Annotated in this window: 22 protein-coding genes and 4 tRNA genes; 10 read left to right on the forward strand and 16 right to left on the reverse strand. The window is 60.1% G+C overall.

What is annotated here, in order from left to right; translation table 11 throughout:
* The 6 genes from ACLK1G_RS25305 to bamJ all read right to left on the reverse strand — a co-directional run.
* On the reverse strand, positions 1 to 1,465 hold a 1,465-nt coding region (locus tag ACLK1G_RS25305), incomplete at its 3' end, for a DUF6531 domain-containing protein (protein WP_420767868.1).
* A gap of 198 nt (positions 1,466 to 1,663) precedes the next feature.
* Positions 1,664 to 2,065, reverse strand: coding sequence for an SEL1-like repeat protein (locus tag ACLK1G_RS25310; RefSeq protein ID WP_420767869.1), 402 nt, complete (start codon positions 2,063 to 2,065; stop codon positions 1,664 to 1,666).
* Positions 2,065 to 2,436 carry a hypothetical protein gene (locus ACLK1G_RS25315; protein WP_003179080.1) on the reverse strand — a complete coding sequence of 124 codons (372 nt, stop codon included), beginning with the start codon at positions 2,434 to 2,436 and terminating at the stop codon, positions 2,065 to 2,067. The genes ACLK1G_RS25310 and ACLK1G_RS25315 overlap by 1 nt, the downstream gene beginning before the upstream one ends.
* Positions 2,433 to 2,774 carry a helix-turn-helix domain-containing protein gene (locus tag ACLK1G_RS25320; RefSeq protein ID WP_420767870.1) on the reverse strand — a complete coding sequence of 114 codons (342 nt, stop codon included), beginning with the start codon at positions 2,772 to 2,774 and terminating at the stop codon, positions 2,433 to 2,435. Before ACLK1G_RS25320 ends, ACLK1G_RS25315 begins: the two co-directional genes overlap by 4 nt.
* Positions 2,775 to 2,888: 114 nt before the next feature.
* Positions 2,889 to 3,344: a YkvA family protein gene (locus ACLK1G_RS25325; protein WP_420767871.1), complete on the reverse strand. Its 456-nt coding sequence runs from the start codon at positions 3,342 to 3,344 to the stop codon at positions 2,889 to 2,891.
* Positions 3,345 to 3,638: 294 nt separating this feature from the next.
* On the reverse strand, positions 3,639 to 4,352 hold the full coding sequence (bamJ, locus tag ACLK1G_RS25330; RefSeq protein WP_030142016.1) for a BamJ family beta-barrel-assembly machinery protein: 714 nt from the start codon (positions 4,350 to 4,352) through the stop codon (positions 3,639 to 3,641).
* Between the two features lie 270 nt (positions 4,353 to 4,622).
* On the opposite strand from bamJ, the gene ACLK1G_RS25335 reads away from it, so the two are divergent.
* Both ACLK1G_RS25335 and ACLK1G_RS25340 read left to right on the forward strand, forming a co-directional pair.
* Entirely contained in the window at positions 4,623 to 6,428 is a 1,806-nt protein-coding gene (locus ACLK1G_RS25335) for a di-heme-cytochrome C peroxidase (RefSeq protein WP_420767872.1), read from the forward strand.
* A gap of 31 nt (positions 6,429 to 6,459) precedes the next feature.
* Positions 6,460 to 7,596: a catalase family protein gene (locus tag ACLK1G_RS25340; RefSeq protein WP_420767873.1), complete on the forward strand. Its 1,137-nt coding sequence runs from the start codon at positions 6,460 to 6,462 to the stop codon at positions 7,594 to 7,596.
* Positions 7,597 to 7,686: 90 nt separating this feature from the next.
* Here the strand turns inward: ACLK1G_RS25340 and ACLK1G_RS25345 are convergent.
* The 4 genes from ACLK1G_RS25345 to ACLK1G_RS25360 form a co-directional block, all read right to left on the reverse strand.
* Positions 7,687 to 7,763, reverse strand: a tRNA-Asp gene (locus ACLK1G_RS25345).
* A gap of 17 nt (positions 7,764 to 7,780) precedes the next feature.
* Positions 7,781 to 7,856: transfer RNA gene (locus tag ACLK1G_RS25350), tRNA-Val, on the reverse strand.
* 176 nt (positions 7,857 to 8,032) lie between these two features.
* Positions 8,033 to 8,109 (reverse strand) — tRNA-Asp (locus ACLK1G_RS25355).
* Between the two features lie 19 nt (positions 8,110 to 8,128).
* Positions 8,129 to 8,204: transfer RNA gene (locus ACLK1G_RS25360), tRNA-Val, on the reverse strand.
* A 158-nt stretch (positions 8,205 to 8,362) separates the two neighbouring features.
* Between ACLK1G_RS25360 and rdgC the strand changes: the two genes are divergently transcribed.
* From rdgC to sugE, 3 genes are all read left to right on the forward strand, one after another.
* Positions 8,363 to 9,283: a recombination-associated protein RdgC gene (rdgC, locus tag ACLK1G_RS25365; protein WP_420767874.1), complete on the forward strand. Its 921-nt coding sequence runs from the start codon at positions 8,363 to 8,365 to the stop codon at positions 9,281 to 9,283.
* Positions 9,284 to 9,424: 141 nt separating this feature from the next.
* Positions 9,425 to 10,390 (forward strand): bile acid:sodium symporter family protein, encoded by a 966-nt coding sequence (locus ACLK1G_RS25370; protein ID WP_420767875.1) that lies wholly within the window; start codon positions 9,425 to 9,427, stop codon positions 10,388 to 10,390.
* Positions 10,391 to 10,506: 116 nt separating this feature from the next.
* Complete coding sequence (gene sugE / locus ACLK1G_RS25375) at positions 10,507 to 10,821, forward strand: quaternary ammonium compound efflux SMR transporter SugE (RefSeq protein ID WP_420767876.1); 315 nt, start codon at positions 10,507 to 10,509, stop codon at positions 10,819 to 10,821.
* A 106-nt stretch (positions 10,822 to 10,927) separates the two neighbouring features.
* Here the strand turns inward: sugE and ACLK1G_RS25380 are convergent, their stop codons facing one another.
* The 3 genes from ACLK1G_RS25380 to ACLK1G_RS25390 all read right to left on the reverse strand — a co-directional run bounded on the left by ACLK1G_RS25380 (position 10,928) and on the right by ACLK1G_RS25390 (position 15,326).
* Positions 10,928 to 12,802 carry an MFS transporter gene (locus tag ACLK1G_RS25380; RefSeq protein ID WP_420767877.1) on the reverse strand — a complete coding sequence of 625 codons (1,875 nt, stop codon included), beginning with the start codon at positions 12,800 to 12,802 and terminating at the stop codon, positions 10,928 to 10,930.
* An 81-nt stretch (positions 12,803 to 12,883) separates the two neighbouring features.
* Positions 12,884 to 14,029, reverse strand: coding sequence for a TDT family transporter (locus ACLK1G_RS25385; RefSeq protein WP_420767878.1), 1,146 nt, complete (start codon positions 14,027 to 14,029; stop codon positions 12,884 to 12,886).
* 103 nt (positions 14,030 to 14,132) lie between these two features.
* Entirely contained in the window at positions 14,133 to 15,326 is a 1,194-nt protein-coding gene (locus ACLK1G_RS25390) for an MFS transporter (RefSeq protein ID WP_420767879.1), read from the reverse strand.
* 103 nt (positions 15,327 to 15,429) lie between these two features.
* Between ACLK1G_RS25390 and ACLK1G_RS25395 the strand changes: the two genes are divergently transcribed.
* Positions 15,430 to 15,969 (forward strand): TetR/AcrR family transcriptional regulator, encoded by a 540-nt coding sequence (locus ACLK1G_RS25395; protein WP_420767880.1) that lies wholly within the window; start codon positions 15,430 to 15,432, stop codon positions 15,967 to 15,969.
* Positions 15,970 to 16,213: 244 nt separating this feature from the next.
* A complete protein-coding gene (locus ACLK1G_RS25400; protein WP_420767881.1) occupies positions 16,214 to 19,684 on the forward strand; it encodes a hybrid sensor histidine kinase/response regulator in 3,471 nt (1,156 codons plus the stop codon).
* A 74-nt stretch (positions 19,685 to 19,758) separates the two neighbouring features.
* On the opposite strand, the gene ACLK1G_RS25405 is transcribed toward ACLK1G_RS25400, so the two are convergent.
* The gene (locus ACLK1G_RS25405) at positions 19,759 to 21,141 is read right to left on the reverse strand and encodes a DNA recombination protein RmuC (RefSeq protein WP_420767884.1); all 1,383 of its coding nucleotides are present in this window, start codon (positions 21,139 to 21,141) and stop codon (positions 19,759 to 19,761) included.
* 175 nt (positions 21,142 to 21,316) lie between these two features.
* Positions 21,317 to 21,640, reverse strand: coding sequence for an SEL1-like repeat protein (locus ACLK1G_RS25410; RefSeq protein ID WP_080942569.1), 324 nt, complete (start codon positions 21,638 to 21,640; stop codon positions 21,317 to 21,319).
* 901 nt (positions 21,641 to 22,541) lie between these two features.
* Between ACLK1G_RS25410 and ACLK1G_RS25415 the strand changes: the two genes are divergently transcribed.
* The 3 genes from ACLK1G_RS25415 (at position 22,542) to ACLK1G_RS25425 (ending at position 24,960) form a co-directional block, all read left to right on the forward strand.
* A complete protein-coding gene (locus ACLK1G_RS25415) occupies positions 22,542 to 22,766 on the forward strand; it encodes a hypothetical protein (protein ID WP_249875763.1) in 225 nt (74 codons plus the stop codon).
* 274 nt (positions 22,767 to 23,040) lie between these two features.
* Positions 23,041 to 23,523, forward strand: a complete 483-nt coding sequence (locus ACLK1G_RS25420) for a hypothetical protein (protein ID WP_420767882.1) — start codon at positions 23,041 to 23,043, stop codon at positions 23,521 to 23,523.
* 144 nt (positions 23,524 to 23,667) lie between these two features.
* Positions 23,668 to 24,960: an OmpP1/FadL family transporter gene (locus tag ACLK1G_RS25425; protein WP_420767883.1), complete on the forward strand. Its 1,293-nt coding sequence runs from the start codon at positions 23,668 to 23,670 to the stop codon at positions 24,958 to 24,960.
* A gap of 79 nt (positions 24,961 to 25,039) precedes the next feature.
* Here the strand turns inward: ACLK1G_RS25425 and ACLK1G_RS25430 are convergent.
* Positions 25,040 to 26,262, reverse strand: a protein-coding gene (locus ACLK1G_RS25430; protein WP_420765165.1) for an IS3 family transposase whose coding sequence is annotated in 2 segments (ribosomal slippage) — positions 25,040 to 25,911 and positions 25,911 to 26,262 — 1,224 coding nt in all. Because the reading frame shifts where the segments join, the coding sequence is not laid out codon by codon here.
* Between the last annotated feature and the right edge of the window lie 53 nt (positions 26,263 to 26,315).

Below are 26,315 nucleotides of genomic sequence, written 5' to 3' on the forward strand. Positions count from 1 at the left end.
TGTGGATGGCTGGACGTTGCAGGCTGGGCCGGGGAAACGTGGTGCGGCGGTTTTCCTGGTCGATCCAGATGACCTGCTCGCCGTCGATCAACAGGCGATGGGCCAGGGCATGGGTCCATCCGCGGCCGAGGCCGATGTCCAGGTCGGCGGCGCTGGTGCGGTAGAGGCGGGTGAAGACGAAGGGCAAGCGTCCGTCGAGGGTGCCGTCTTCGAGGGTGAGCAGCTCTTCGCCGGTGACCATAGACACCGGGCAACCGTCGGTGCGGGTCTGGGCGGCGCTGTCGGCGGGGTCGCCGTTGGGGTTTTTCGATTGGGCGGGGGCGTCGTCGTGGTGTTCTTGCTTTTTCAGCGTGGTGTTGCGCTGCGCATCCCAGCGCAACTGCATGCGTCCCTTCTTTACGCCGGCGGCAATGCCCCGCGCGGCCACAGCCTTGTAGCGGTCAACGTAGCCCATGAAGCCGTTCACCAGCTCGAAAATGGCACTGATAAAACGCTTCACGGCATCCAGCAGACGAGCAACGTGCCGGCCCAGGCGCATCGAGAGATAAGCAATGCCCGCGCCTGCCCCGACGAAGGTCAGCACCACGCCGATCAACAGGTCGATGACCAACTGCACGACCACTGTGGATAACACCGTCGCCGTGTCGCCCGCCAGTTCACTGGGGGGCAGCATGTCCAGCCAGAGACTGGCGGTGCGCACCAACAAGCACAGCGCCGCTTCGTCGCTGGCGAGCAATTGCAGCTTTGCCATGACCAACGGCGCCGACTCGGCAAGCTGGGCCAGCTCGGCTGCGCTGCTGCCCAACCGTTCGCCGAACCGGGAGGGATCCTTGAGGATGTCCGACAGCAAACTGATGCTGTCCCACACGCCTTCGATCGCCGCCCAACCGCCGGCGAGCAAGCCATTGCCCACCGCTGCCGCCGAAGTCGCCAATGACTGCTGGGCCCACTGCGGCTTGAAGCCCTGCCACTCGCCGCGAAGCCAGTCCGTCAGATCATTCGTCAGGCCGTCGTAGGAAGAAAACAGCTCATCGATTCGCTTGGGGGACACTTCGCCCTGGACACGCACCCGGTAAGACCGCCCCGCCTCGCCCTTGAAGCGACCCACGCCCTGAGCATCCAGCGTGACCGGCGTGGCCTCGCCCGTGTCCACCGCCACCACATCCACCACGATATCGCCCAGCGGGATGTCGTACACGGACTCGAGCTTGCTCTCGATCGTCATGATCCCGCCTTGCGGGCACTGGGCGACGACGGATAGAAAGTCCCTGTCCCGGACGTCGACTGCCGTGGTGCTTTCGCCGAAACGAATCAGTCGTTCCATGCCCATCAGCGAAGGCAGGTCGGCCGCTTGGCTGACGCGATCCGCAGCCCGGCTATACCAACGATCAAGCTGCTCGCGATAAAGCGAAAGGGTGTCCTGGAAGCTGTCGAGTTCAGCCTCGATGCGGCGCGCCTGATCCATCAGCGCATGGCTCGATCAAGAACCGGCAGGAGAAAACGATCGGGCATGGGCAAGCGTCTCGCAAGAAATCGGAGCGCGAGACTTTGCCGGGGACGGCTTGGGAAATAAGTCAGATAAGGAGGCGGAGCGCGTAGGACAATTCTTTGATTAGCCCCGCAGGGCAATCCCCCTCAGAACGGGGGAATAAGACTGAGGAAACTAAGGTTCCTGGCCCTCGAGCGACTTGAGCTTTATTTCAGCCAGTGGGTGCCCAGCCTTTGCGGCCAAGGTCCACCAGCGAGCCGCTTCCACCGGATCCGGCGCGCCAGTGGTGCTGCCGGCAAGGCTGATGACACCGAGCTGGTATGCGGCTTTGCCATCGCCGGCAAGTGCGGCGAGGCGCAGCAAGCGAATGCCCTCTTCCCGGGCGCCCAGCCCTTGGCCACGAAATGTCAGGATGTGCCCGTAGAAACTCTGGGCGCCAACGTCGCCCAGGTTCGCCATGCGTGCGAACTGACCTTCGAGCCAGGCCCAGCCACGCGGCTGTCGAACGAACCATGGCCAATGAAACAACCGGCGCGCGAGCCAATAACCAGCCCGGGCCTTGATACGCCAGAGCACTAGGCTTCCGCCGATTCGGGATATTCGTACTCGAACACCCGGACCACTTCCGAAGCATGCCAGGACGCGGCGGCTACGCCGTCGGAAGGACCGGAAAAGCGCCCAAGACGCTCGACGCATTCGAAAAATCCAGTACGCGGCAGCCGGCTGGCGCCTTGGCTGATGACCAGCGAACTGCGCAGCGGTTGTTCGGCGCGGGCGTCCAGCGCGGCCAGGTGTTCAAGCGCTGCGGTCAAGGTCTGCATGGCCGGGCTGGGGAGTTGCAAGCGTTCCAGCAAGGCGCGATAGGTCAACAAATGGCGCTGGCGCCGCGCCTGGTCCAACTCACCCAACAACCCGTCCCAATGTTGCCGACTGATGCGTACACTCACGATTCATCCCTCCAACCCGGCACCGTCAGTTCCCAGGCCAGACTGCGCTTGATAGCGGCGTCGGGCTGACGCTCACCACTCTCGATCATGGCCAGATAAGACGGGCTGATGCCTACCGTGCGGGCCAACGCCTCGATGGCGATGCCCTTCCCTTCGCGCAGACTGCGCAATTGATCCAGACCATGGAGAACCTGGCCGGGTGCCGCCGCAGGCTGGACGTCTGCCTCGCGCGGCGGAGCTTGTTTAATGCCTGCTGCCTTCAATAACGACTGGTACTGATCCCACGGTAAAACCGCGTACTCGGGCTCTCCGTCGCGTGTGATTACTTGAATATCCATGACTACCCCGTAGGACAACAACACTTAGCGAGTCAGCTTTTTTCCTAGGAAGTGTAATCCTAAATAGCGGCTAAGGTCGCGGGGGCGATGATCTTCTGAAGGGATAGGGCTGGATCAGATCTTTTTCGGGCGTTGGAGCTGAAGTTGTTCCGGGGTATCGGGAAGTCTTTCCACCAACGCGAGCTTCTCGGGTGACTGCCGGTCTCGCCAGGCACGGAAGGCGCTCAGTTCGTCGTCGAGTGTCTTCATGATCCACGCCAGCACGGCGATGTCGTCGAACATGCCGAGCATGGGCAGCAAGTCCGGAATCGCGTCCAAGGGACTCAGGAAATACATGAGCCCGGCCACTATCGAAAGCAACGACTTGGCGCTGACTGCCCGGTATTCACCACGCCAGTAAGCCAGGCACAACGCCTGAAGCAAGCGCAGGTCGTCCTTGAGCTTGCCTAGCCGCCCTCCTTCACGCGCGCCCTTGCTGGCGACGGCAAACAGTAATGTCGGCAATCGGCCTCGGGCCAAAAGCCGTCCCGCCAGGGGCAGAAATCTCGTGAAATTCCACGGCGCCTTCATTTCTTCTCCCACTGAAATGTTATCCACACAAATTGTGGATAACCTTGTGAACAGAGCTGCATTTCACCGCTGAAGCCCACGGTTCATAAGGGCTCGGCTTAGATCGGGCGTTTTTTACTCACATAAAAAAACCCAATATTTCATTGACTTGATTGGCCGACTGGGTCTAGCACGACGCCTGTATTGCCTATGACTGTGGTCGCTGCCGGGCGTTCGGTTTTTTTGCTCATTTGCCGAAAGCCGAATGCAACAACGCCCCGCATGAGCGAGGCGTTGTCTTTATAGCAGACGCGATTACTTGGCTGCGTCTTCTTTTGCCGGGTCCTTGATGGCCAGCAGCTCCAGGTCGAACACCAGGACCGAGTTGGCAGGGATCGCCGGGCTCGGGCTCTGGGCGCCGTACGCCAGGTCACTTGGGATGTACAGCTTGTACTTCTCACCGACGTGCATCAATTGCAGGCCTTCGACCCAACCTGGAATCACACCGCTGACCGGCAGGTCAATCGGGCTACCACGCTCCACGGAACTGTCGAAGACAGTACCGTTGGTCAGCTTGCCGGTGTAGTGAACGGTCACTACGTCGGTAGGCTTGGGCTGCGCGCCGTCGGCTTTCTTGACGACTTCATACTGCAGGCCCGAAGCGGTGGTGGTCACGCCGGCCTTCTTGCCATTTTCTTCGAGGAATTTCTTGCCAGCCGCAGCCGACTCTTCGCTCATCTTGGCCATGCGCTCTTCGGCACGTTTTTGCAGTGCGGCAAAGGCCTCGACCAACTCTTCGTCTTTCAGCTTCTGTTCTTTCTTGCCGACGGCATCTTCGATGCCCTGGGCCACTGCTTTGGAGTCCAGGTCATCCATACCTTCCTGAGCCAGGCTCTTGCCCATGTTCAGGCCGATACCGTAGGAAGCTTTCTGCGCCGGGGTTTTCAGCTCTACGCTGGTCTGCGAGTCGCAACCCGCCAGTACCAGGCCAACCAGGGCAACCGCCGCCGCCAACCGATGCTGTTTCATGCTATTTCCTTGTTCATGCGCCTAAAGGGCAATCGAGTAAAGCCGCGAGCTTATCAGGCGGCCACGACCAATGGCTACCGGCATGTGAGCCGCAAAGTGATGATAAGTTCAGGCCGGCAAACGCTTTTTAATCCTGGGCAGATGAAGCATCTGTCATCTATTACGAACCGGGACAAATAGCCGCCCCGCCGCCAGCCCGCGGTAATGGCCACTTGCCGGCCAAGCGGCACTGAGGCATAAGGGCATATCAAAAAAAACAAGGACGTTACCGTGCGCCTCCTCTCTCGCATTCTTTTGCTGATCCTCACACTGCTGGTCGTCGCCGCGGCCGTGGTGCTTTATTACGTCGCCAACCCGCGCCTGCCCGCCTATACACCTGTCGAACAGGTGCATTACCTGGAGCAATGGAGCCCCGCCGAGCGCCAAACCTACTACTTCACGCCCCAGGGCACCCAGGTCAAAGGCCTGCGCTATGACTGGTTCACCGCCTTGGAACTTCCTTTTTCGCAACAGCGCTTCGCTTCGCCGGAGTACCTGGCGCGCTTCGGTTTCCTCGTCGATCCGGCGCAGAAGGCCACGCCGGAAAACCCCGGCAACCTGCCGGTAGGCTTCACGCGGCACCAAAATGCCAGCAGCAGCGAGCAATATCTGGACATCACCTGCGCGGCCTGCCACACCGGCGAATTGCGCTTCAAGGGCCAAGCGATACGGATCGACGGCGGTTCAGCCCAGCACGTGTTGCCATCGACTGTTCCGACACTGCGCGGAGGTAGTTTCGGACAGGCATTGGCCGCGAGTCTCGCCTCGACTTACTACAACCCATGGAAATTCGAACGCTTCGCCCGCCAGGTGTTGGGCAACGACTACGACGCCCGCCATGAAGAGTTGCGCAAGGCGTTCAAGGCGTCCCTGAACACTTTTCTGCGCACGGCCTGGAACGACACCCACCGCGGTCTCTACCCTACCGAGGAAGGCCCTGGCCGTACCGACGCCTTCGGCCGTATCGCCAATGCAAGCTTTGGCGATGCCATCTCGGCAGAAAACTACCGGGTCGCCAACGCGCCGGTGGATTACCCGCAATTATGGGAAATGTGGACATTCGACTGGGTGCAATGGAACGGCTCGGCGCAGCAACCGATGGCCCGCAATGTCGGCGAAGCGTTGGGCGTCGGTGCCACGTTGAGCTTCTTCGACGCCCAGGGCAAACCGCTACAGGGCGACGCACGCTATCCATCCAGCGTACGCGTGCGCGACCTGAACAAGATCGAAGAAACCCTGCAACTGCTCAAGCCCCCAGCGTGGCCGGAAGCATTGCTGGGCTCGATCGACAAGCCGTTGGCCGCAAAAGGCCGGGCGCTGTTTACCGAAAACTGTGCCGGCTGCCATGTGCCCAAGGTTATCCAGGGCCCCGACAGACCGGTCCAGCAATTGCACATGCTGCCGGTGAAAGTGATCGGCACCGACCCCGGCACTGCGAACAATATCGCCGACCACCGTTTCAATCTGACCAGTCTGCAATGGGATCCAGCCGAACTGGCGAAGCTGGATGTACAACTGCACCCGACCCCGACAGAGCCACTGGACCTTAGCCAGGTCTCGGTCGCCAAGGGCCTGGCCTATGTCACGGCATTCGTCGAAAAGCGCGCCTATCGCGACGCCGGCGTCACGCCAGCCGAGCGCCCGGCCCTGGATGGTTTTGGCCTGCCCATCGGCGTGCGTGAACTGCGCGCCTACAAAGCGCGACCGCTGGCGGGCGTCTGGGCCACCCCGCCCTTCCTGCACAACGGCTCCGTGCCAACCCTCTATCAATTGTTGTCGCCCCAGGCTGAGCGGGCCACCACCTTCTATAAAGGCAGCTTCGAGTACGATCCGCGACACCTGGGCTATCGCACGGAGGCCTTTGCCAATGGATTTCTCTTCGATACGCGGGTCACTGGCAATCACAACAGCGGCCATGAGTTCCGCGCGGGCGAGCGAGGCAATGGCGTTATCGGTCGCTTGCTGCAACCGCAAGAGCGCTGGGCCTTGCTGGAGTATTTAAAGGTGCTCGGCGGGCCACTGGAGTCGCAACTGTAATGACGAACCCCACAGGTAAAAGGATGTTTGCATGCTGATCACGCTCTGGCTGCGCCTCGGCGCCTTTTTGGGCAAGACGCTTCTATGGCTGCTGGGCATCGGGCTGCTCGGCTGGGCCCTGGCTGCCGCTTGGTTCGCCTGGCAACACAGCGGACCGGTCCCGGACAAGGAACAGATACCGCCCGGCGAAAGCGCCATGACCCAGGACATCATCCAGACCGCCATCCGCATCGTCGACCAGCACCGCGAAGGTACCCGCTACCTGCGCGATGCCCATGCCAAAGCCCACGGTTGCGTCATGGCCGAAGTCCAGGTGCCCAGTGACCTGCCTGCGCCATTGCGCCAGGGTGTGTTCGCTGAACCGGGCAAGACCTGGCAGGCAACGATCCGCCTCTCCAATGGCAACGCTTATCCCCAGTTCGACAGCCTGCGCGATGCGCGGGGTATGGCGATCAAACTGCGGGACGTGCCCGGCAAGCAACTGCTGGCTGATCGGCAATCACAGGGCGAGCAGGACTTCGTGATGTTCAATCATCCGAATTTCTTCGTCAGTGATGTCGCCGAGTACCGTCAGAATGTGGCCGCGCAAGCCGATGGAAAAAAGGCAATGGCGTTCTTTCCAAGCCTGGACCCACGCACTTGGCAGATCCGCCATCTGTTTATCGCCCTGGCGACACTTTCGCCGCCTCCGGCAAGCCCGACCCAGACCACCTATTTTTCGGTTTCGCCTTACAAGTTCGGCGAAGCCAATGCCAAGTTTCGCGTCGCGCCGGATCCAGACAGTTGCCCAGGCTACACCTTGCCGCCCCAAAACCAGGATCTGCCGAATTTCTTGCGTAGCGCGCTGAATCAGCAGTTATCCACCGATCGCGTGCCGGCCTGTTTTGTCTTGCAGATCCAGCGCCAGGACCCGAGTAAATACATGCCGATCGAAGACACCAGTATTGAATGGAAGGAAAGCGATGCACCGTTCGAAACGGTGGCGCGGATCAAGGTTCCGGCACAGGATTTCGATACGCCCAAGCTGAACCTGGCGTGTGACAACCAGTCTTTCAACCCGTGGTTTGGCATCGAGGCCCATCGACCCATTGGTGGGATCAACCGTTTGCGCAAGGCGGTGTACGAGGCGGTCAGTGATTACCGCCACAGCCGGAACGCTGAGCAGTAGCAAGGGGCCAAATGACAGACAACAAAAAACCCGCTCAATGAGCGGGCTTTTTGGTTAGCACTTGGCGTTCAGTGTTCCAAGTGCCGAATATGGCGCAGCGGACGGGACTCGAACCCGCGACCCCCGGCGTGACAGGCCGGTATTCTAACCGACTGAACTACCGCTGCGCGTAACATTGAAAGTTTGGTGGGTGATGACGGGATCGAACCGCCGACATTCTGCTTGTAAGGCAGACGCTCTCCCAGCTGAGCTAATCACCCTTCACTTTCGATGCGGGGCGCATTCTCTCACAGTTTTTTATAACGTGCTGATTTAATTGATAAATTCAGCAAAAAAATGTGATTCACACGCACCGCGGGAACTGCAAACAGCAAAAAGCCCGCGTTAGCGGGCTTTTTGTGGTGACCTGGCGTTCAGTGTTCCAGGTAACCGAATATGGCGCAGCGGACGGGACTCGAACCCGCGACCCCCGGCGTGACAGGCCGGTATTCTAACCGACTGAACTACCGCTGCGCGTAACACTGGAAGCGAATGGTGGGTGATGACGGGATCGAACCGCCGACATTCTGCTTGTAAGGCAGACGCTCTCCCGGCTGAGCTAATCACCCTTCACTTTCGGTGTGGCGCGCATTCTACGGAGCACTCCCCGACCTGGCAAGCACTTTTTAAATTAATTTTTTCAGGTCTTCCAAAGGCTTAGCGAAGGGTTGGCCTATGACGCCGCGAAGAGAATAATGCCCCCCTTTGTAAAGGAGAGACTCACCCCATGTGGTTCAAGAACCTGCTTATCTATCGCCTGACCCAAGATCTGCCTTTTGATGCCGAGGCGTTGGAAACCGCACTGGCGAGCAAACTGGCGCGCCCCTGTGCAAGCCAGGAGTTGACCACTTACGGTTTCGTCGCGCCATTTGGCAAAGGCGAAGACGCACCCCTGGTGCACGTCAGCCAGGACTTCCTGTTGATCGCCGCACGCAAGGAAGAACGCATCCTGCCGGGCAGCGTCGTGCGCGACGCGGTCAAGGAAAAGGTCGAAGAGATCGAAGCCGAGCAAATGCGCAAGGTCTATAAAAAGGAACGGGACCAGATCAAGGATGAAATCATCCAGGCCTTCCTGCCTCGCGCGTTTATCCGTCGCTCGTCCACATTCGCCGCCATCGCGCCGAAACAGGGCCTGATCCTGGTCAACTCCGCCAGCCCGAAACGTGCCGAAGACCTGCTCTCCACCCTGCGCGAAGTCATCGGCTCACTGCCGGTACGCCCACTCACAGTGAAGACAGCGCCTACCGCGATCATGACCGACTGGGTCAAGACGCAGAAAGCCGCGGTTGATTTCTACGTGCTGGACGAATGTGAGCTGCGCGATACCCATGAAGACGGTGGCATCGTCCGTTGCAAGCGCCAGGACCTGACCAGTGACGAGATCCAACTGCACCTGAACACCGGCAAGGTGGTGACGCAGCTGTCGCTGGCCTGGCAGGACAAGCTGTCCTTCGTGCTCGACGACAAGATGGTGGTCAAGCGCCTCAAGTTCGAAGACCTGTTGCAGGACCAGGCGGAGCAGGATGGCGGCGATGAAGCCCTCGGCCAACTGGATGCCAGCTTTACCCTCATGATGCTGACGTTCGGCGAATTCCTGCCGGCGTTGGTTGAAGCGCTGGGTGGGGAAGAGATTCCGCAGGGGATCTAAGAAGTAACGATTGCCCTGTGGGAGCGAGCCTGCTCGCGATAGCGGTATGACAGCCACCGAGGTGTTGACTGACACGCCGCTATCGCGAGCAAGCTCGCTCCCACATTAGTATTTGGTGTTCTTAATAATAAGGATCAGGTCATGCGTGCGTTGGCTGCGTTAAGCCGCTTTGTCGGCAATACATTCGCTTATTGGGTGCTGTTCTTTGCGGTGCTGGCGTTCATGCAACCGCAATGGTTTGTCGATTTGAAAGTCGCCATCGTGCCACTGCTGGGACTGGTGATGTTCGGCATGGGCCTGGCACTCAAGCTGGAAGACTTCGCCGAAGTGGCTCGTCGTCCAGGACGCGTGGCCCTGGGCGTGATTGCCCAGTTCGTGATCATGCCGGGCACCGCGTGGCTGCTCTGCCAAGCGTTCAGCCTGCCGCCGGAAATCGCCGTCGGGGTCATTCTGGTGGGTTGCTGCCCGAGTGGAACCTCGTCCAACGTCATGACCTGGCTCGCACGCGGTGACCTGGCGCTGGCCGTGGCGATTTCCGCCATCACCACCCTGCTTGCCCCTTTGCTGACCCCGGCGCTGATCTGGCTGCTGGCGTCGGCTTGGTTGCCGGTGTCGTTCTCCGCCTTGTTCTGGTCGATCCTGCAAATCGTGTTGCTACCCATTGCCTTGGGCATCGTTGCCCAGCGCTTGTTGGGTGCGCGGGTACGTCACGCCGTAGAAGTCCTGCCGCTGGTATCGGTGGTCAGTATCGTGATCATCGTCGCCGCCGTGGTGGCGGCCAGCCAGGCGAAAATCGCCGAATCCGGCCTGTTGATCATGGCTATCGTCATCCTGCATAACAGCTTCGGTTATCTGCTGGGGTATTTTACCGGTCGGCTGTTTGGATTGCCTCTGGCCCAGCGCAAAACCTTGTCCCTGGAAGTAGGCATGCAGAACTCCGGCCTAGGCGCGGCATTGGCCAGTGCGCACTTCTCGCCGCTGGCGGCGGTGCCCAGCGCTTTGTTCAGCGTCTGGCACAACATCTCCGGCGCCCTGCTCTCGACTTGGTTCCGTCGCATGAGCGAAAAGCAGGACAGAGAAGAGCTCTCCCGGCAGACGGCGGACTGATAGGCGGACTTGACCGAACAGTCAGCATTGGGCATTCTGGCGCCCGATGCGGGGACGACCCTGCGCGCCATAGCGTTTTTGTCCGGGGACGACCCCATCCATCGATGAGGTGTGTGATGTCCTGGATCATTCTGTTTTTTGCCGGCCTGTTCGAAGTCGGCTGGGCTGTCGGCCTTAAGTACACCGACGGCTTCAGCCGCCCGCTCCCTACCGCATTGACCATCGCGGCCATGGCGATCAGCCTTGGCCTGCTGGGCCTTGCCATGAAGGAACTGCCGCTGGGTACGGCCTACGCAATCTGGACCGGGGTCGGTGCCGTAGGCACGGTGATCGCCGGGATCATTCTGTTTGGTGAATCGATGGCACTGATCCGATTGGCCAGCGTCGCGTTGATCATTGCCGGGCTGATCGGGCTCAAGGCCAGCGCTTAAGCCTCCACCGCCTTCGCGAGCAGGCTCGCTCCCACAGTCGACCGAGTGAATGCGGTCCATTGTGGGAGCGAGCCTGCTCGCGAAGAGGCCCGCAAAATAACAGCTATTACCTGACAGCCCCACGCAACTCGCCCACCAACGCCTGCAACTTCGCAGGCTCAGCCGACTCGACCGCTACCGCCGTCCCCGCCACCAAGGTCACGCGGGACCAGAACCGACGGAACATCCCTTTACCCGGGTCGCGACTGAAGAAACTCCCCCACAACCCCTGCAACGCCAGCGGAATCACCGGCACCGGCGTTTCCTGAAGGATGCGCGTCAAGCCGCTCCTGAATTCATTGATCTCACCGTCGGCGGTCAACTTTCCTTCAGGGAAGATGCACACCAGCTCGCCGTTTTCCAAATATTGGGCGATGCGGCTGAAGGCCTTTTCGTAGATATGAATATCTTCCTGGCGTCCGGCAATCGGAATCGTCCCAGCGGTTCGAAAGATAAAGTTCAGGACCGGCAGGTTGTAGATCTTGTAGTACATCACGAAGCGAATCGGCCGACGCACCGCACCGCCAATCAGCAAGGCATCGACAAACGACACGTGATTGCACACCAGCAGCGCGGCACCCTCATCGGGAATCGCCTCCAGGTTGCGATGCTCCACACGGTACATGGAATGGCTGAGCAGCCAGATCATGAAGCGCATGCTGAACTCGGGGACGATCTTGAAGATGTAGGCGTTGACGCCAATGTTCAGCAGCGACACCACCAAAAACAGCTGGGGGATCGACAGCTTGGCCAGGCTCAGCAGGACGATGGAAACGATCGCCGAAACCACCATGAACAAGGCGTTGAGAATATTGTTGGCGGCGATCACCCGCGCCCGCTCGTTCTCGACGGTACGCGACTGGATCAGCGCATACAGCGGCACGATGTAGAAGCCGCCAAAGATACCCAGGCCGAGGATATCGATCAGGACCAGCCAGGCGTGGCCAAACCCGAGAATCTGCAGCCAGCCATGGCCGTCGGCGCTGTCGGGGATTCCACCGGAGTGCCACCACAGCAGCAGGCCGAACACCGTCAGCCCGAACGAACCGAACGGCACCAGGCCGATTTCCACTTTGCGCCCTGACAGTCTTTCGCAGAGCATCGAACCCAGGGCAATCCCTACTGAAAAAACCGTGAGAATCAGGGTCACCACGGTTTCGTCGCCGTGCATCCATTCCTTGGCGTACGCGGGAATCTGCGTCAGGTAGATCGCCCCGACGAACCAGAACCAAGAGTTGCCGACAATGGAGCGGGACACCGCCGGAGTCTGCCCGAGGCCCAGCTTCAAGGTCGCCCACGATTGGCTGAAAATATTCCAGTTCAAGCGCATCTGCGGCGAGGCCGCCGCCGCCCGTGGGATGCCGCGGCTGGCGAGGTAACCGGCCACGGCAATGCCGACAATGGCCACCGACACCACCGGCGCGTAGTGCGCCGAAGACATCATGATCCCCGCGCCGATGGTCCCCGCCAGGATGGCCAGGAACGTACCCATTTCCACCAGGCCATTGCCACCGACCAGTTCGTCTTCGCGCAGGGCTTGCGGCAGGATCGAATATTTCACCGGCCCGAACAACGCCGAGTGGGTGCCCATGGCGAACAGCGCCACCAGCATCAGCCACAGGTGATCGAACAGGAAACCCACCGCGCCGACCGCCATGATCGCGATTTCGCCCAGCTTGATCAGGCGGATCAAGGCGTCCTTGGCGAACTTCTCCCCAAACTGCCCCGCCAGCGCCGAGAACAGGAAGAACGGCAGAATGAACAGCAGCGCGCAAAGGTTGACCCAGATCGAGCGGTCGCCCTCGATGGCCAGTTTGTAGAGGATGGCGAGGATCAATGATTGCTTGAAGACGTTGTCGTTGAACGCGCCAAGGGACTGCGTAACGAAGAACGGCAGGAAGCGCCGCGTGCGAAGCAAGGTGAACTGTGAAGGGTGACTCATCTTCCATGTTCCTGAGTGGCGTGGACGCTTATTGGAATGACGCTTTTTCGATCCAGGCCACACATTACCTGTCTTTGACCATTATTTCGCCAGCCCCGATAAACACGGCGACACAAACAACTCGCCATGCCAGGCGCCGACCAGCGTGCGCCAGCTGACGATCAGCCACATCACCACCAGCAGCGCCACCAGCCCGCAGCCGAACACGCTGAAGAAATCCAGGTCCAGAAGGCTTGCCAGCTTCAGCGTCGTCAGCGCATACACGCCCAAGGGAAAGGTGAAGCCCCACCAGCCGAGGTTGAACGGGATGCCTTCACGCAAATAGCGCGCGGTGATCAATAGCGCCATCAACATCCACCAGAATCCGAAGCCCCACAGGGTGATACCGGCGACCAACCCCAGGCCCGATGCAACCTTGCCCACGCCCGGCAGGCCATTGGCGGCAAGAATCACCGGCGCATCGCCGCCCAGCACCAACATGCCCAGTGCGCCGGTGCCGATGGGGCCGAGGGCCAGCCAGCTCGAAGCGGCCATGTTCTCGTGGGGCAGTTTGTGCAAGGCCATGCGCAACAGCAGGATGGTCAGAATGCTGAACGCCACCGGTAGGGAAAATGCCCAGAGTATGTAGCTGGTGACCAATATGATCAGTTGCGAATGCACGTCAGCCAGGTGCGGCGCCAGCAGGCCACCGCTGACGGCGGCGACTTCGGCGGCCACCACGGGCAACAGCCACACGGCGGTCATCTGGTCGATGCGGTGTTCCTGGCGGGTGAACATCAGGAACGGAATCAGCACACCGCAGGCCAGCGACATCGCCACGTCAGTCCACCACAACGCCTCGACCAGCGACAACACGCCCTCGCCCCAGCGCGGTACGCCGAACACCAGGAAACCGTTGATGATCGTTGCGAGCCCCATCGGGATCGTGCCGAAGAACATCGACACGGTTGAATGCCCGAAAATCCGCCGGGCCTCGTCGAAGAACAGCACCCAGCGAGCAGTGTAGAGCCCAGTGAATAGGGCAAACAGGACGATATTGAACAGCCACAATCCTTGCGCAATCGCATATACGCCAGGGTTGGCCCCAGGCAGTTGTGCCAGGGCCAACGCCAGCACACCGGTGCCCATGGTCGCGGCAAACCAGTTCGGCGTGAATTGGCGGACGACTTCCAATGGCCCCGGCAAATGGCTCAGCGGTCGAAAACGGTTTTCAGCAAAGCAGGTCATGATCACTCCTCTCCTCGGATGAGGTGGAGCTATGCTAGAACCGGGTCGAATATCTATATAACGGGTAATTTCTCTATATCTATTCTGTTCTATAGATAAGCAATCAGGGCCGAAGCCCGTCCGCCAGCGGCCGTGCGGGTTCACGCAACAAACCCACCAGCGCGCCGGCGGCCATGACAATCAACACCGCGCCGTAGCCGTCCGTGGTCGGAATCAGGCCGAAAATACGGGTCAGATTCCCCGCCAGCAACGATGGCAGGCTGAAGGCCAGATAGCTGAGCACATAGAACGCCGACATCAAGCCAGCCCGCTCGTGGGGCAAGGCCAAGGGCATGATGCTGCGCAGCGCGCCGATGAATCCCGCGCCGAAACCGCTGCCGGTCACCAGCGTGCCGATGAAAAACAACGGCAGGCTGGCCGCGTGTACGGCCATCAACACCAGGGCCAGGCCAAGCACCAGCAGCGTCGCGCCAAGACGCAGCATCATTTGCGCGGCGCGGTTACGCAACATGTAGATCGACAATGCGCCGCTGAGTGTCAGCACGGCCACCAGCGAGCCGCCGATCAGGTTCGATGTCGAACCGGTGGCGGCGCGAACCAGGGACGGCGCCAGGGACAGATAGAAACCACCGACCGCCCAGGCCGCCAGGTCCAGCGGCAGGATCAGCCACAACGCGCGCCGGGCCTGGACCGGCACATGCAAGGTGGGGCGCAACGACCGCCAGGCCCCGGGCTGCGGGCTAACGCTTTCGGCCAGGCGCCAGAGATAAACCGCCTGGACCAGAAACAACGCCAGCAGCAGCCAATAAGTCAGTTGCAGCGGCATCGGCGCAAATTCTGCCAGCAGGCCACACCCCATCGCGCCACACGCCATGCCCAGCAGGGGCGCAACGCTAGTGACCAGGGGGCCTTGCTGGCGATCGAAGTCCAGCAACGCGGCGCCCAGCACACTGGTGGCCATGCCGGTGGCGAAGCCTTGTATCAGTCGCGCGCCCATCAACCAGCCCACACTGTCGGCATTGATGAATAGCAGCATCGCCAGCATGTTGAGCAATAATGCCGCGAAGATCACCGGTCTGCGACCGAGGTAGTCGGACAACGAGCCGACGACCAGCAAGGCCGCCAACAGACTGAACGCATACACACCGAAGATCAGCGTGAGGATCGCCGGGGAGAACTGCAGATGTTCCTGGTAGAGGTGATACAACGGCGTCGGCGCGCTGGAGGCCGCCAGAAAACCGAGCAAGGTGATCGCCAGGAAGATGAGACTGGCGCGGGTCGAAGCTGGACGAGACATGGGCACGCTCCACGAGGAGATTCATAAAAGCTAATCTTTTGCTTTTGCGGAGTGTGCTACCGGCATGCGCTTAAAGCAAATTCTTTGTGTTAAGGTCCAATGCATGGCTATTAAAGAAGGTTTACGCCCCGGCGGCAGAAGTGCCCGGGTTCAGGAGTCGATTCACTCGGCGGTACGCGCCCTGCTCCAGGAGCAGGACCGCGCCACCTTGACCGTGCCGCAGATCGCCGCGCGCGCCGGGGTCACGCCGTCCACCATCTACCGGCGCTGGGGCGATCTGCCGGCGCTGTTGGCCGACGTTGCCATCGCGCGCATGCGCCCGGACAGCGAGCCAGCCAACACTGGCAGCCTGCGCGGCGACCTGCGCGCCTGGGCCGAGCAGTACCTCGACGAGATGAGTTCAGAACCTGGCCGCAATATGATGCGTGACATCCAGGCTTGCGCCACGCCGGGGTATTGCGTGGGCATTATCAGCGGCCAGTTGCAGATCATCCTGGATCGTTATCCCGACGAGCCGAATCCCGGGATCGAGCGGTTGGTGAACGTGATCGTGGCGCCGACGGTGTTTCGCATCCTCTTCGCCACTGCGCCGCTGGAGGTCGAGGAGCTGTATCGGTTGGTGGATATGGCGTTGGATCAGTGAAAAAGCCATCGCGAGCAAGCTCGCTCCCACATTGGATTTCGGTGTGCCACAAATCTTGTATTCGATAAATAGCCATTGTGGGAGCGAGCTTGCTCGCGATGAGGCCGGCAATATCGCTGCATAAAAAAATCCCACCCGCGACACCTCGCCACGCCTCGACCTTGGTCGACACTGACGAACCCGAGCGGGCGTGCGAGACTGTCTTGCCGGGCCCAAGCCCGGGCGTATTTGTCTGGGAGTTTCCATGTCGCTGTCCAGCGGGCTGATCGCCGTTGTCGCCCTGGCCTATATGGCCATCATGTTTGCCATCGCCTTTTACGGCGACCGACGCAGCACACCGCTGCCACCACGTGTGCGCGCGTGGGTCTACAGCCTGTCGCTGGCGGTGTATTGCACCAGCTGGACGTTTTTCGGCGCCGTGGGCCAGGCCGCCGAACAGCTCTGGTCATTCCTGCCGATCTACCTCGGGCCGATCCTGCTGCTGGTACTGGCGCCGTGGGTCTTGCAGAAGATGGTGATGATCAGCAAGCAGGAGAACATCACCTCCATCGCCGACTTCATCGCCGCCCGCTACGGCAAATCCCAATCACTGGCAGTGGTGGTCGCCCTGATCTGCCTGGTCGGCGTGCTGCCTTACATTGCCTTGCAGCTCAAGGGTATCGTGCTCGGCGTGAACCTGTTGATCGGCGCCGGTGCCGACGCCATGGGCACCCGAGCGCAGGATACTGCGTTGATCGTCTCGCTGATCCTGGCGCTGTTCACCATCGTCTTCGGCACTCGCAACCTCGACGCCACCGAGCACCACCGCGGCATGGTGTTGGCGATTGCCTTTGAATCGCTGGTCAAGCTGTTCGCCTTCCTGGCGGTTGGCGCGTTCGTCACGTTTGGCCTTTATGACGGCTTCGACGACCTGTTCAACCAGGCGATGCTCGCGCCACGGTTGGAGCAGTATTGGAAGGAAACCATCAACTGGCCGTCCATGGTGGTGCAAACCGGCGTGGCGATGATGGCGATCATCTGCCTGCCACGGCAGTTCCACGTCACCGTGGTGGAGAACATCGAACCCCAGGACCTGCGCCTGGCCAAATGGGTGTTCCCCGCCTACCTGGCCCTGGCCGCCCTGTTCGTGGTGCCGATCGCCCTCGCCGGGCAAATGATGTTGCCCAGCTCGGTACTGCCGGATTCGTTCGTCATCAGCCTGCCACTCGCCCAGGCCCATCCGGCGCTGGCGGTGCTGGCCTTCATCGGCGGCGCCTCGGCCGCCACCGGCATGGTCATCGTGGCGAGTGTCGCCCTGTCGACCATGGTCTCCAACGACATGCTGCTGCCATGGCTATTGCGCCGCAACAACGCCGAGCGGCCTTTCGAAGTGTTCCGCCAATGGATGCTGTCGGTACGCCGGGTGAGCATCGTTGCGATTCTCCTATTGGCTTATGTCAGCTACCGGCTGCTGGGTTCGACCGCGAGCCTGGCCACCATCGGCCAGATCGCCTTCGCCGCCGTGACGCAACTGGCACCCGCCATGATCGGCGCGCTGTACTGGAAACAGGCGAATCGACGCGGCGTGTTCGCCGGCCTCGCCATGGGCATATTCCTGTGGTTCTACACGCTGGTGCTGCCGATCGCCGCCCATAGCCTGGGCTGGTCACTGAGCAGCTTCCCCGGCCTGGCCTGGCTGCATGGCAATCCGCTGGATTTACCGATTACGCCGCTGACCCAAGGTGTCGTCCTGTCCCTGGCGGGCAATTTCATATTGTTCGCCTGGGTTTCGGTCCTGTCGCGCACACGTGTGTCGGAGCATTGGCAGGCTGGACGCTTCATCGGTCAGGAGATCAGCGCCCGACCCAATCCTCGCTCGATGCTGGCGGTCCAGATCGAGGATCTGTTGCAGCTGGCGGCCCGCTTCGTCGGCGAAGAACGGGCGCGCCAGAGCTTCATTCGCTTTGCCTATCGCCAAGGCAAAGGCTTCAACCCGAGCCAGAACGCCGACAGCGAATGGATCGCCCACACCGAGCGGCTGCTGGCCGGTGTACTGGGCGCGTCGTCGACGCGAGCCGTGGTGAAAGCGGCCATCGAAGGCCGCGAGATGCAACTGGAAGACGTCGTGCGGATCGCCGACGAAGCGTCCGAAGTGCTGCAATTCAACCGAGCGCTGCTGCAAGGCGCCATCGAAAACATCACCCAGGGCATCAGCGTGGTCGACCAGTCCCTCAGGCTGGTGGCCTGGAACCGTCGATACCTGGAACTGTTCAACTACCCCGACGGCTTGATCAGCGTCGGTCGGCCCATCGCCGACATCATCCGCTACAACGCCGAGCGCGGCCTTTGTGGCCCGGGCGAGGCCGAAGTCCATGTCGCCCGGCGCCTGCACTGGATGCGCCAGGGCCGCGCACACACCTCGGAACGCCTGTTCCCCAACGGCCGTGTGATCGAGCTGATCGGCAACCCGATGCCCGGCGGCGGTTTCGTCATGAGTTTCACGGACATCACTGCTTACCGCGAAGCCGAACAGGCCTTGACCGAAGCCAACGAAGGGCTGGAACAGCGGGTGGCCGAACGCACCCGCGAACTGTCGCAACTCAACCTCGCGCTGACCGAAGCCAAGAGCACGGCCGAAGCCGCGTACCAGTCCAAGACCCGCTTTCTGGCCGCTGTCAGCCATGACTTGATGCAGCCTCTCAACGCCGCGCGCCTGTTCTCCGCCGCGCTTTCCCATCAGCACGACGGCTTGCCGAGCGAAGCCCGGCAGTTGGTGCAACATCTGGACAGCTCGTTGCGCTCGGCCGAGGACTTGATCACGGACCTGCTGGACATCTCCCGATTGGAAAACGGCAAGATCAACCCCGACCGCAAGCCGTTTGTCCTCAATGATCTATTCGATACCCTCGGCGCCGAGTTTACCGTGCTGGCTCGAGAGCAAGGCTTGAAATTCCGGGTTCGCGGTTCGCGGCTGCGGGTCGACAGCGACATCAAGCTGCTGCGCCGCGTGCTGCAGAATTTCCTCACCAATGCCTTCCGCTACGCCAAGGGCCCGGTGCTGCTAGGCGTGCGCCGGGGCAACGGCGAGCTGTGTCTGGAGGTCTGGGACCGCGGACCGGGGATCGCCGAAGACAAGCTGCAGGTCATCTTCGAAGAATTCAAACGCCTGGACAGCCATCAGACCCGGGCCGAAAAAGGCCTCGGCCTCGGCCTGGCAATTGCCGATGGGCTGTGTCGCGTGCTCGGCCATACCTTGCGCGTGCGTTCCTGGCCAGGGCGCGGCAGCGTGTTCAGCGTCAGCGTGCCATTGGCCAGTAGCCAAGCCGTCGAGCCCACTGTCGTGATCGAAGCCAACGGCCATTTGCCCAGCGGCGCACAGGTGCTGTGTGTCGATAACGAAGACAGCATCCTGATCGGCATGAACAGCCTGCTGACCCGCTGGGGGTGCCGCGTATGGACGGCGCGTAATCGTGAAGAATGCGAGCGCTGGCTCGCCCAGGGCGGCCGGCCGCAACTGGCGCTGGTGGATTTTCACCTGGACGACGGCGAAACCGGGACCGAACTGATGGCCTGGTTGCGCACGCGCATGGGCGAGCCGGTGCCCGGAGTGGTGATCAGTGCCGATGGCCGGCCCGAGACCGTGGCCCAGGTGCATGCGGCGGGATTGGATTACTTGGCCAAGCCGGTGAAGCCGGCGGCGTTGAGGGCGTTGTTGAGCCGGCACTTGCCGTTGTAATAGGGGAAAAAGTAAACCCCGGTGGCAAGGGAGCAAGCTCTCTCGCCACAGGGGTCCGGTGCAAACCTCGGAGGCTACTGACCCTGGCTTTCTTCGCCGGTCTCCTCTGGCAACCCATCCACGTCCGCCATCGCCCGTTCAAGCAACTCCGTAGGCAAGCTCTTGCTCGCCCTGGCGCCGAGCAGTTTCAACTGCTCGCTGCGGCTGACCAGGTTGCCGCGCCCTTCCGTCAGCTTATTGCGTGCGGCGCTGTAGGCTTTGTCCAACTGCTGCAAGCGACTGCCGATTTCGTCCAGGTCCTGGATAAACAGGACGAACTTGTCATACAGCCACCCCGCGCGTTCGGCGATTTCCCGGGCGTTCTGGCTCTGGCGCTCTTGCTTCCACAAGCTATCGATGACCCGCAGCGTCGCCAGCAGCGTGGTCGGGCTGACGATCACGATGTTGCGGTCGAAAGCTTCCTGGAACAGGTTCGGCTCGGCTTGCAAGGCTGCGGAAAATGCCGCTTCGATCGGCACGAACAGCAAGACGAAGTCCAGGCTGTGCAGACCGTCCAGGCGCTTGTAGTCCTTGCCGGCCAAGCCTTTGACGTGGGCTCGCAATGACACGACGTGCTGCTTGAGGGCGAGCTGGCCGATGGCATTGTCTTCGGCCGCCACATATTGCTGGTAGGCCGTGAGGCTGACCTTCGAATCGACCACCACCTGCTTGTCGCCGGGCAGATAAATCAATACGTCCGGCTGGAACCGTTCGCCATCCGGCCCCTTGAGACTGACCTGGGTCTGGTACTCGCGGCCCTTCTCCAAGCCGGCATGTTCCAACACCCGCTCGAGGATCAACTCGCCCCAGTTGCCCTGGGTCTTCTGGCCCTTGAGCGCACGAGTCAGGTTGGTGGCTTCATCGCTCAGGCGCAGGTTCAGCTGTTGCAGGCGCTCCAGTTCCTTGCCCAGGGAAAATCGCTCCCGGGCCTCGGCCTGGTAGCTTTCCTCGACGCGTTTTTCAAAGGACTGGATGCGTTCCTTCAGTGGGTCGAGCAACTGACCCAGGCGCTGCTGGCTGGTTTCGGCGAAACGCTGTTCACGCTCGTCGAAGATTTTTCCCGCCAGCTCGGCGAACTGGGCCCGCAATGCGTCCCGCGAGCCTTGAAGATCGTCCAGGCGCTGCTGATGGCTCTCTTGCTGCTCGCGCAATTCGGCCTGCAACGAAGCAGCCTGGGCATCCAGGCGTCGCAATTCAGCTTCCTTATTGGCACGCTCCAGGTTCCAGGCATGCGACGCGTCCCTTGCGTTGTCACGCTCGATCTGCAGCAGTTCGACCTCGCGACACGCAGCCGCAAGCTCGGCTTGCCTGGCGGCATTGGCCTGGCCCAAGTCACTGATTTCGTCGCGGCAGGCATCGAGCTGGGCATTCAACCCATCGTGTGCCATGTGGGCGGTCGCCAGGCGTTCTTCCATCAACGCCAGCTCGGTCTGTGCCGCGCTTGCCTGGCGTTGCAGGTGCCAGGCCAATGCCAACAGCGGCACCGCAGCGCCTGCCAGGCCAAGCAACAGGCTGGTCAAATCCATCGCCATGACAATTCCCGCGCAAGAGATAAAGCCCGAAGGTTAACCAAGCAACCCGGCGTTGCCCAGCTCAGTCTTCGATCTCGCCCAATGCCTGGCGGGCACGATGATCGCCGGCCCGCGCGGCCTGGCGCAGCAGGTCCTGGCCAATACGCCGGTCCCGTGCATTGCCGCATTCGCGGCACATCAGCTGACCGAGGCGACTTTGTGCGGCCACCACGCCTTCGCGCGCCGGTTGTTTGAGCAGGCGTCCAGCCAGGTGCTTGACGCTGGGACGCTCTCCCAGGCTCGGGCTGTCCAGCAGCCACTCGGCAACTCGCATCGATATGCGCTTGGGAGGGGTAACACCTGAGGGTACGGAGGTAACAGGATTTGATACTGAGCGAAACTTCATAACGCACTACGGGACAGATCGGAAGGCGCGCCACTCTACTCCTTTTTTCGTACGGGTAAAGTCGAAAAAAACCGGCACGCCCGTTCTAGAGCAAGCGCTTGGGACAATCCACAGAAGCTGTGGATAACTCAGTGGACAACCTACCCTGAACTCGCCGCAAGCCCTATGGAACGGGGCCTGCGCTCAAACTGTCGATTTTTTCACCAGTAAAAAAAAGCGATGTTTTTCATTGACTTAAATTTTGGATACAGGCACCCGCCCCGGATTGTTCAAAGATGACAATACGGTGACAGCGGCCCATAGGAGTGTGTACAAGTAACAGCTGAAGTGGTTATATCGCTGCGCTTTTTTGACGCATCTGGCGCTCAAGACCCTGTGGAAAAGCCCCGATCCCAGACTTTTACACGCTACCCGCTTTCGCGCCCCAGCGGCAGCACCGGCATTTTTCTGACCAACGGCCTTCCCTAACGCGGCTTGATTCGATAGTATCCGCGGCGTTAGTACCAAGCTGAAAGTCAATTCCGGGTCGGAAACATCTCAGCGATCAGCTATCCCCACGGCAAGCCTGCCGAAAAAGAGACCGCCCCCCTCGATGGTTTCCAGGTAATGCTCGCGCTGCGCACTTCGAACGAATCCGAAGCTGCCGCCAGGCTCATTATTCTGACCGAACCAACCTGCAAATTGATCAGGATCTTCACCCCGGGCCCAGAACCTTTGCCCTCGATGTGTTGCCTGCCCTCCTAAGTACCTACCTGCCAGCCCAAGCGCGCCCTTTTATAGCGCTCAAACTGGCTGCTTTGTTCCAGTCGGGTTCTTCGTTCGACCAATGGTGGTCGACGTTACTGGAACGTTTTAACGTTGCACGGTTCTTAATCGTGTCATTTGTAGGAACACCCATAACATGTCTAATCAAATCCAGACACAGGATGCCATCCGCACCCTAACCAACGCCTTTGCTCCAATGAACTGCCTGATCATGGCCGCTCGCAAAGGCTGCTTCAGCTTCACGCTGGTCAACGAACACGGCATCGCCCGTCACAGCGAACGCTTGTATCCCGACCAGTACTCCAGCGCAGAACCGCTGCAGGCGGTCATCGAGCGTACCCGTCAGGCACTCGTTGCCTGACACGCCAGGACACTGAAGCATCCAAGGCCCCGCCCAAAACGCGGGGCTTTTTATTGCCCGGCATTTCTCGATAAAGCGCAACGGCTTAAGTACAAACAGCTATAACGGTCATAACCGTTCGATGAACATGGTTTAAAAACAGGCCTTTACAGCGCAGATATGACACTACACTTCAACTCGAGCGGCATGATCCGCTTCGGCGGAGCCTGATCCGATCCACCCGCTGCCAAGCCCACACCGTCAGGCTCCGCCCATTTCCCGTTTCGAGGATTTTATGGGTATCGCTGCCAGCGAACTGTGTCGTTATGTGATCCGCCCGACGCTCCTTTACCTGGGGAGCCACAGCACAACGGCGGAAAACCTGTTGCTGGGGATCGCCGCCAGTCAATCAGGCCTGGGCGCCGCGTTGCACGATCGTCGTGGGCACGGCTTGTACCGCATCACTGAACCGCGCCATCAAGCCCTGTGGGACGATTACCTGGCGTTGGATCCGGAACGAGCCAGCCTGGTGCGAGGCCTGGCGAGCCAGCATGCTTTCCTGAGCGGCCCTCATCAGGAATTGACCGTCAATTTGCGCTACGCCACGGCCATCGCTTGGTTGCTGGTTGAAGAACACGCCACCCCGCTTCCCGATTCAAACGATTTGCTCGCCATGGCCCGCATCTGGCGCCAGGTTTTTCATCCCACTGGTCGCCTGCGGGACTTCACCTGCGCGTGGCAAAACTGTGTTTCACCCTTGAACCAGGTCGCTTGCTGAATGGAAAAAAGGAAACTTCCTACAACTGCGACGATTTTGGTCGGATTGTCCTACAAAACCCCTCTAAATCAAGCCATACAAGCTATAGCGCTTGGGCAAAAATGTTGGTAATTTTCGCCCCGGTGATCACCTGGAGTTCTAACAATGAAAAAAATGATGCTCAAAACCACCCTTGGCCTTGCCGTTACCTTGGCATCCACCCAAATTTTCGCCAGTGGCTTTGCCTTGAACGAACAAAGCATCAGTGGCATGGGCACTGGCTTCGCGGGTCGTTCTTCTTCTGCCGATGATGCAAGCACCGTGTTTGGCAACCCTGCTGGCATGTCCCGCCTCAAGCGCCAACAAGTCACCGGCGGCTTCGCCGTCATCGACGCATCCACCGACATCAACGATGCCAGCGGCACCCAGTCCGGTACGAACGATGGCGACATGGTCCCGTTCACCGGCGTTCCGATGGGCTACTACGTCAAGCCAATCGACGATCAATGGGCATTCGGCCTGGGCGTCTACGCCCCCTTCGGCCTGATCACCGACTACGAAAGCAGCTTCCAGGGCCGCAATTTCGGCAGCAAGAGCGAAGTGAAGGTCGTGACCTTCCAGCCAACCATCAGCTACGCCTTCAATGACAAGGTGTCGATCGGTTTTGGCCCGACTATCAACCGGATTTCGGGTCAGCTGGAGTCGACTTTGAACTTGCCTCTCGGCGGTCCACTCGGCGGTGATGGTAACGTCAAGATCAAGGGCGACGACATTGGCTACGGTTACAACATTGGTCTGCTGGTTCAGGCAACTGACACTACTCGCGTCGGTCTGACCTACCACTCCAAGGTCAAGTACAAACTCGAAGGCCACACCGAAGTCACCCCGAACGCAAGCATTCCAGCCGCAATACTGAACAACGGACGCTATGATGCTTCACTGGACATCACAACGCCTGAAACCGTGGACTTTTCGGTCACCCAACAGATCAATGATGCATGGACAGTGTACGCTGGCAGTACCTGGACTCGCTGGAGCCGCCTGAAAGACATTACGGTGAACAACAAAGGCGTTACAGCATCGTCCCCTATAGGGTTGGACCCTGCCCTCTTTGACACCATCACCGAAGAACAGAACTGGCACGACACCTGGGCCTACGCCATCGGTACCTCCTACCAGTTGAACAAGCAATGGGTACTGCGCACCGGCCTGACCTTCGACCAGTCGCCGACCAACAACACCGACCGTTCGCCTCGCATTCCTACCGGCGACCGGACCATCTTCAGCCTGGGTGCCGGCTGGAGCCCAACCGACGACCTGACCATCGACGTGGCCTATTCCTATCTCAAGGAAGAAAAAGTCAACGTCAACAGAGCCAACGCCCTGGGCCAGGCCTACAACGCTGAATATGAAAACAGCGCCAACGGCTTCGGCGTCGGCGCAACCTACCGCTTCTGATGATCCACGGCGAGCAGGCATAAACAGCCAGTCGCCACCTGAATGTCTAGTCCTGAAATAGGTTTACACCTGTTTCATCTCAAAGCGCCCGATGCACCGCATCGGGCGTTTTGTATTTCAGAGACAAATGAGGTCGCTTACGGTTATAAATTTCTATCGACTCCTCGACCATGCGCTTGGCTTGGGCAAGGTCTTTGGGACGGTGTAAAAGAAACTCCGTTTTCAGAATCCCATTCACCCGTTCCGCTAGGGCATTCTGGTAGCAGTCGTAGCCATCAGTCATCGAACACCTGACGCCGTGCTTGGCATGCAGCCTCTGGTAGAGATCAGAGCAGTATTGCGAGCCCCGATCAGAGTGATGTACCAGCGGCTGATTGCTTCTTCGATGCCGAAGGGCTTTGGTCATTGCCTGGATGACTGACTCGGTATGCAGGCTTTCATGCACATGATGGCCGACTATTTTGCGCGAAAACGCATCGGTGACCAGGCTCACATAAGCGACGCTTTGTTCGGTAGGCAAGTAGGTTATATCTGCTACCCATACCTGTTCAGGCCCCGTGGCAGTGACTTGGTCAGGGCCGGGTTTGAGCCGATTCGGATGTCGACGGAAGCGATGATGACTATCGGTAGTCTTGTGATAAGCGCGTTTGCGTAGGACCAGTTGTCGATGGTCTCGCAAGATATCGAACAACCGATCTCGACCTACCGTTCGCGTCAGTTCAGGTTCGGACTGCATGAGGCCATGCAGCTTGCGGGTGCCCAACCGGGGCATTTCAAGGCGTGTCTCCAGCACAAACCCCAGCACCTTTTGCGCGTGGCTAGCTTGCGCGTCGTAAGCTCGATTGCGCTTGTAATACGCCTGCCGTGAGATGCCCAAAAACTGGCAAGCCCTGGTAACACTCAGGCCTTCGATTTGCCCTTGGCTGAGGACCTGCCGGATCGCTTTTTTACGACAGAAACACCGTAATCGTTCTTCAGCACGTCAACGACAGCTTCAAAAAATTGGGCTTTCTGGTTGGCAAGGGCCAGCTTTTCTTCCAGCTCCTTGATTCGCTGCTCTGGTGTCAGCGGCAAATTTGGCTCGGCCATCGGTCGATTCCTCTGGGCACGAATGGAGGCGCCTTGGCTCCAGTCCTGCCTTCCATGCTTGCGTAACCACACCAACACAGTCGACCGACCCTGAATCCCATAACGCCGTTGAGCCTCTTTATAACTCAGTTCGCCCTTTTCAACTTGATCGACGACCGCCAATTTAAAGCCCAGCGTGTAATCACGCTGACTGCGCCTTTTTCCTGATTCCATTGGTTCCTCCTGAGGATAGGTCAGAAGGTGTAAACCTTATTCAGGACGAGACA

It is taken from the genome of Pseudomonas algeriensis (assembly GCF_048847255.1).
GTDB lineage: Bacteria > Pseudomonadota > Gammaproteobacteria > Pseudomonadales > Pseudomonadaceae > Aquipseudomonas.

Coding starts and splice junctions, on each gene's coding strand:
- ACLK1G_RS25425 (WP_420767883.1), top strand. CDS start 23,668: ATGAAAAAAATGATGCTCAAAACCACCCTTGGCCTTGCCGTTACCTTG.
- ACLK1G_RS25390 (WP_420767879.1), bottom strand. CDS start 15,326: ATGTCTCGTCCAGCTTCGACCCGCGCCAGTCTCATCTTCCTGGCGATC.
- bamJ (WP_030142016.1), bottom strand. CDS start 4,352: ATGAAACAGCATCGGTTGGCGGCGGCGGTTGCCCTGGTTGGCCTGGTA.
- sugE (WP_420767876.1), top strand. CDS start 10,507: ATGTCCTGGATCATTCTGTTTTTTGCCGGCCTGTTCGAAGTCGGCTGG.
- ACLK1G_RS25385 (WP_420767878.1), bottom strand. CDS start 14,029: ATGACCTGCTTTGCTGAAAACCGTTTTCGACCGCTGAGCCATTTGCCG.
- ACLK1G_RS25410 (WP_080942569.1), bottom strand. CDS start 21,640: ATGAAGTTTCGCTCAGTATCAAATCCTGTTACCTCCGTACCCTCAGGT.
- ACLK1G_RS25370 (WP_420767875.1), top strand. CDS start 9,425: ATGCGTGCGTTGGCTGCGTTAAGCCGCTTTGTCGGCAATACATTCGCT.
- ACLK1G_RS25420 (WP_420767882.1), top strand. CDS start 23,041: ATGGGTATCGCTGCCAGCGAACTGTGTCGTTATGTGATCCGCCCGACG.
- rdgC (WP_420767874.1), top strand. CDS start 8,363: ATGTGGTTCAAGAACCTGCTTATCTATCGCCTGACCCAAGATCTGCCT.
- ACLK1G_RS25325 (WP_420767871.1), bottom strand. CDS start 3,344: ATGAAGGCGCCGTGGAATTTCACGAGATTTCTGCCCCTGGCGGGACGG.
- ACLK1G_RS25380 (WP_420767877.1), bottom strand. CDS start 12,802: ATGAGTCACCCTTCACAGTTCACCTTGCTTCGCACGCGGCGCTTCCTG.
- ACLK1G_RS25340 (WP_420767873.1), top strand. CDS start 6,460: ATGCTGATCACGCTCTGGCTGCGCCTCGGCGCCTTTTTGGGCAAGACG.
- ACLK1G_RS25415 (WP_249875763.1), top strand. CDS start 22,542: ATGTCTAATCAAATCCAGACACAGGATGCCATCCGCACCCTAACCAAC.
- ACLK1G_RS25395 (WP_420767880.1), top strand. CDS start 15,430: ATGGCTATTAAAGAAGGTTTACGCCCCGGCGGCAGAAGTGCCCGGGTT.
- ACLK1G_RS25320 (WP_420767870.1), bottom strand. CDS start 2,774: ATGGATATTCAAGTAATCACACGCGACGGAGAGCCCGAGTACGCGGTT.
- ACLK1G_RS25400 (WP_420767881.1), top strand. CDS start 16,214: ATGTCGCTGTCCAGCGGGCTGATCGCCGTTGTCGCCCTGGCCTATATG.